This window comes from Planctomycetia bacterium (assembly GCA_021413845.1).
Lineage (GTDB): Bacteria > Planctomycetota > Planctomycetia > Pirellulales > PNKZ01 > PNKZ01.
The window spans coordinates 1-5,200 of sequence record JAIOPP010000014.1 but is presented as its reverse complement, the minus strand read 5'-3'; the positions used below and the strand labels follow the sequence as shown (position 1 = coordinate 5,200).

Genomic DNA, 5,200 nt, shown 5'->3' with positions numbered 1-5,200 from the left:
CGCTGGCGGGCGATCTCAGCGGCCTCATGGAACTCCGCGAACAAACGGCGGGCGATACGATCGACCAGGCCTTGGATTCGGCCCATCACGAGCTGAATTCCCAGCTGGCGGAAGTCGAAAGCCGCGAATTGGCCAGTATTGAAAACGCGCTGGAGCGGATGCGCGTCGGACAATACGGCCTTTGCGAAGGCTGTGACAATAAAATCCCGTTCGCGCGTTTAAGTGCATTACCTTATGCCACGCTCTGCATCGAATGCCAACGGGTCGCCGAACGAGACGGCACCGCACCGGGCATGGAGTTTATGGATTGGGGACGTTTGGTCGACGGCGGCGGTAGCACCGGCGGCGACGATTTAGCTTCAATCAACGATATCGAACTCGATGTTTCTTGATTTGCTTCTTTCCCGGAGCAACAATTCAGGGTTAGCTGCTTCGCTGGGGCGGGACCCTTTTTCGGGAAAGACGATTTCATGCTTCGCGCTCGCCGTGTTCGGTCGGTTGAAAGTCTTTGCGTCGGGCTCCTCTGCTGGGGCCTGATGCCCTTCACGGCGGCTTCCGTGGCGAGTGGGCAAGACCATACCCCGCCGCTGCATCGGCCCGAGGTTCGCGACCAACTCTATCAGCAGTTGTATCGCGACGTGGCCGAGCTCGAGAAACACGGCAACGTCTTGAAGACGGTCGTGAAGCTCGTCGGTCCGACGGTCGTGCATATCGAGGCCCAGCGCAGCGAAGGTGGTCGCGTTTACGGGAAGACGCGAACCGTCGAAGAAGCCGGCAGCGGCGTCGTCATCGAGCTCGATCGCAAGATGTATGTCTTGACGAATCGCCATGTGATCCGCGATGCGGCCCTGCGCGACATCAACATCGGTCTGTCCGACGGCCGGACGATCCATCCGGAAAAAGTCTGGGCCGACAAAGATACCGACGTCGCCGTGATGGCGACGACCGCCACAGGCCTGGTGCCGGCTCGCATCGGCGACAGCGATAAGCTCGAAATCGGCGACTTCGCGGTCGCGGTGGGAAGCCCGTTCGGTCTGAGCCATTCCGTGACTTATGGGATCATCAGCGCTAAAGGACGTCGCGACTTGGAGCTCGGCGACGGCACCGTGCGCTTCCAAGATTTCATTCAGACCGACGCCGCGATCAATCCCGGCAACAGCGGCGGGCCGCTCATCAGCCTTCGCGGCGAAGTGATCGGTATCAACACGGCGATCGCCAGCCAGTCGGGGGGCAACGAAGGGATCGGCTTCAGCATCCCGATCAACATGGCGATGGTCGTCGCGAAGCAGTTGATCGAAAACGGCTCCGTGGTGCGAGCGTTCCTTGGGGTCACGCTCGACTCGAAGTTCAGCTCCGAAACGGCGGAGAAGCTCGGGTTGCCGCGGCGCGTCGGGGCGCATGTGATTCGGATCACTCCCGGTTCGCCGGCCGAGACATCGGCGTTTCAGGTCGACGATGTGATCCTCAACTTCAACGGCACGCCGATCGACAACGACAGCCACCTCGTGAACATCATCAGCCTCACGAAGGTCGGCACCGAAGTCCCCGTCGCACTCTATCGCGCTGGGAAATTGCTGCAGCTCAAGACCGTCGTCGGCGACTACGATCGCTTCCTGCGGGCTGCGGAAATGCAAAAGAAGCCGTAACGCCGGCCGGCGTCGTTCGTTCGCAAACTGCTAAAACGACGCGGCTCGCTCTAGGCCCGTCATCAGCGCATCGACCACTCCGGCGACGTTGACGTCGATCGCGACGTCGCAGTTCGGGCTCCATTGCGGTTCGTGGCGGCGATCGAAGATGGTCGCTCCGGCCGTGATCTCGCCCGTGGTTTCCACGTCGACCGCGGCCCGCTGCGTGGTGAAGAGTTGCGGATGCGTGAGCGCGAGAAGCGCGACGACGTCTTGCATCCGAACCCCTTCGATGCCGAGCTGCCGCCGGTGCGACCGGAAATAGAACGGCAGAATCTTCTTCAGCAACCGGCCGACGTTGGATTCCTCGTCGGGCATCCGTTCCAACAGCCCGTAGTCGAAGACCGGCTTCGAGAGGACGTCGAGCGGCACGATGGTTTTCGTCGCCCGGCTCCGCAGGGTTTCCCGAGCGGCGTCCGGGTCGAAGTACATATTGAACTCGGCTGCCGGCGAGACATCGCCCGCCGCGGCATACGTTCCCCCGGCGATGACGAATTGGCCGATTTGCCCGACGATCGCCGGATCGCGACGGAGGCAGAAGCCGAGGTTCGTCAACGGCCCGAGCGTGAGAATCGTGAGTTGCTCGGCCGAAGCGCGAATCGATTCGGCGAGAACTTTCTCCGAAGGATGACGCTGATGCAACTCGGCGACCGGAAACTCGGCGTTCCCCAGGCCATCGGTTCCGCTGAGAAACGCTAAGTTGCCGGCGGGGGCGGAGTCCGGCTCGATCGCCGCGCCGACGCGCGGGCGACGGGGTGGGTCGAGATGTTCGATGATCGCCTGAACGTTGCGCGTCGCTTGCTCGGCCGAGACGTTCCCCGCCACGGCCGTGACGGCGACGACTTCGAGCGAGGGATCGAACAACGCCAACGCCAGCGCCACGGCGCTGTCGATGCCGGGGTCGACGTCGATCACGATCTTTCGAACCAATGTTTCGCCGGACAAGACCAATTCCTTTCGATCCGAGTAGGGCAAACGGGCGCCAAGGGGATTGTAAGGCTGCGACCGGCGCGACACAACGTCGAACATCCGCACCCGGCGGATCTCCCCTTCGCTCCGCGGCCCTTTCGTTCTCCGGCGGCGAAAGATAAAATTTCGACTTCGCCTCTCTTAAGGAATCGTCAACTACCTATGAGTTCCGCCCCGCAACATGCGCTGCTCGGTCGCCTCGCGGCCGGCGCCGGTCTTACGCTCGACGAAACGGCCGAAGCGGTCGGCGGCATCATGCAAGGGCAGTGGAGCGAAGGGGAAATCGGCCTCTTCCTGACCGGCCTGCGCGAAAAAGGAGAGACGGCCGAAGAGCTCGCCGGCGCGGCCACCGCGATGCGCAGCCAAATGCGACGGATCAAGACCTCACGCACCGGCATCATCGATACCTGCGGCACCGGCGGCGTAGGCTCGACGATCTTCAACGTGAGCACCACCGCCGCGCTCGTCACCGCGGCGGCCGGCGTCCCGGTGGCGAAGCACGGCAATCGGCGCGTGACGAGCCGTAGCGGCTCGGCCGACGTATTGGCCGAGCTCGGGGTCAACGTCCAGGCCGAGCTCGAAGTGGTCGAGCGGTCGTTGGAAGAACTCGGCATTTGTTTCTGCTTCGCCCCGCTGATGCACTCGGCGATGAAGCATGTCGCACCGGTTCGCCAGAAGCTCGGCGGACGCACGATCTTCAACCTGCTCGGGCCGTTGACGAATCCGGCCGGCGCGGAGTTTCAGCTGCTCGGAGTCGGCCGCACGGAGCTACGGGCCCTGTTGGCCGAAGCCCTGGTGTTGCTCAAGACCGAGCGAGCCGTGGTCGTGAGCGGCGACGACGGCTTAGGAGAAGTCACGATTGCCGGCGCCACGCAAGTGACCGAGGTCGATAAGCTGCGCCGCTCCTACACGGCCGACGAACGAGCGGTCGCGGAAACCCTGGCTACCGAGTTGAAGCATCCGCGCGAATACGTGTGGCAGCCGCAAGATTTCGACGTCGAAGTGCAAACGCTCGAAACGGCCCATGTCGATTCCCCCGCCGCCAGCGCCGCGATCATTCGCAGCGTGCTCGGCGGCGCGCAAGGGCCGGCGCGCGATCTCGTCGTCGTGAATGCAGCCGCGGCGCTCTGGACCGCCGGTCGCGCACCTACGACCTTGGCCTCCGCCGCCTTGGCTCGCGAAGCGATCGATTCCGGCGACGCCGAACGATTGCTCGCCCGCCTCGTCAAGATCACCAATCCCTAACGCATCGTTCGAGTCATTCTTCGCAGGCAGGTTCTCGCTCATGGCTTCTCCCGATCACACGACTCGGCTTCTTTCCAGCGGTGTCGTCGGCATCATTCGCGCGAGCGACAGCAGCCGGCTGGTCGACGTCGCCAAGGCGCTCGTCGCCGGCGGAGTCGATTGCCTCGAAGTGACGTTTACGGTCCCGAAGGCGCATCGGGTGTTGGAGCAGGTCGCCGATGCGTTGGGCAACCAAGTGCTGCTCGGAGCCGGCACGGTGCTCGATCCCGAGACGTGCCGCATCGCCATTCTTTCCGGAGCGGAGTTCATCGTCTCGCCGGGAACGAATCTCGACGTGATCGCGATGTGTCGTCGTTATACGAAGCTCGCGCTCCCCGGAGCGATGACGCCGACGGAAGTCATCGTGGCTTGGCAGGCCGGCGCCGACTTCGTGAAGGTGTTTCCTTGCGATGTGCTCGGCCCGAACCACATCAAGGCGCTGCGCGGACCGTTGCCGCAGGTGCGGATGATTCCGACCGGCGGCGTCACGCTGGAAACGGCCGCCGACTTCATCAAGGCCGGAGCCTGTGCGCTTGGCATCGGCTCGTCGCTCGTCGAGCCGAAAGCGATCGCCGCCGGCGACTGGGGGCGTATCGAGTCGCTGGCGAAGCAGTACGTGAAGATCGTGAGCGAGACGCGCGCGCAGTTGAAAGCGTAGCGCGTTCGCAAAACCGTAAGCGAATTTGGGTGCCGAAATCATGCCGATGCCGGTGCCGGCGTCGTTAGAATCGATACCTCTTACCTAGCTTGTTCGACGCTAGGCTCTTGCTCAAGCCGTACGGTCTCGTGGTCCGATACCGTCTGGTATGCGGCAAAAACAGCGGCGGATCTCGGCGCTAGCGGTACGTGCATTCTTCGTTGCGACGACGATCGGCATGTCGGCCGTTGCGCGCCTGGAAGCGGCCTCGCCCGTTCCCCTGCCGCCGGTCGCGATGGAAGGGGTGCCGCTGTTTCCGACCCGTCAAAGTCAGTTCGATATTCCGTTTCAGATCGATCAGCCGCTCCCCGGCCAAGAGCCGACTGAAGTGCAGCTGCACGTCAGCGAGAACCAAGGGGGCTCTTGGGCTCTGCACGCGAAAGTCGCCCCGCAGGAAGGTCGCTTCTCTTATCGCGCAGCGCGCGACGGCGAGTTTTGGTTTCTCGTCCGCACGCTGAGCCGGACGGGAAAGCTCATGCCCGAGCGAGCGTTCGAGCCTGAGTTGCGGGTGCTCGTGGATACGGTTCCGCCGCAGTTGGAACTCGATCTGAAACGAGGCTCGGCC

General features: G+C 63.3%; 6 protein-coding genes. 5 read left to right on the top strand and 1 reads right to left on the bottom strand.

Annotated features, from left to right (window positions below):
* A partial coding sequence (locus tag K8U03_02960; GenBank protein MCE9603844.1) for a TraR/DksA family transcriptional regulator occupies positions 1-392 on the top strand: 392 nt, incomplete at its 5' end.
* A gap of 78 nt (positions 393-470) precedes the next feature.
* On the top strand, positions 471-1,646 hold the full coding sequence (locus K8U03_02955; protein MCE9603843.1) for a trypsin-like peptidase domain-containing protein: 1,176 nt from the start codon (positions 471-473) through the stop codon (positions 1,644-1,646).
* A gap of 30 nt (positions 1,647-1,676) precedes the next feature.
* Here K8U03_02955 and K8U03_02950 read toward each other — a convergent pair whose 3' ends face one another.
* On the bottom strand, positions 1,677-2,615 hold the full coding sequence (locus K8U03_02950; protein ID MCE9603842.1) for a nucleoside hydrolase: 939 nt from the start codon (positions 2,613-2,615) through the stop codon (positions 1,677-1,679).
* A gap of 201 nt (positions 2,616-2,816) precedes the next feature.
* Between K8U03_02950 and trpD the strand changes: the two genes are divergently transcribed.
* The 3 genes from trpD to K8U03_02935 form a co-directional block, all read left to right on the top strand.
* Positions 2,817-3,899 carry an anthranilate phosphoribosyltransferase gene (trpD, locus tag K8U03_02945; GenBank protein ID MCE9603841.1) on the top strand — a complete coding sequence of 361 codons (1,083 nt, stop codon included), beginning with the start codon at positions 2,817-2,819 and terminating at the stop codon, positions 3,897-3,899.
* 40 nt (positions 3,900-3,939) lie between these two features.
* Positions 3,940-4,596, top strand: coding sequence for a bifunctional 4-hydroxy-2-oxoglutarate aldolase/2-dehydro-3-deoxy-phosphogluconate aldolase (gene eda / locus K8U03_02940; protein MCE9603840.1), 657 nt, complete (start codon positions 3,940-3,942; stop codon positions 4,594-4,596).
* Between the two features lie 148 nt (positions 4,597-4,744).
* Positions 4,745-5,200, top strand: a 456-nt coding sequence (locus K8U03_02935; GenBank protein ID MCE9603839.1) for a hypothetical protein, incomplete at its 3' end; no start/stop codon positions are given.

Coding starts and splice junctions, on each gene's coding strand:
- eda (MCE9603840.1), top strand. CDS start 3,940: ATGGCTTCTCCCGATCACACGACTCGGCTTCTTTCCAGCGGTGTCGTC.
- trpD (MCE9603841.1), top strand. CDS start 2,817: ATGAGTTCCGCCCCGCAACATGCGCTGCTCGGTCGCCTCGCGGCCGGC.
- K8U03_02955 (MCE9603843.1), top strand. CDS start 471: ATGCTTCGCGCTCGCCGTGTTCGGTCGGTTGAAAGTCTTTGCGTCGGG.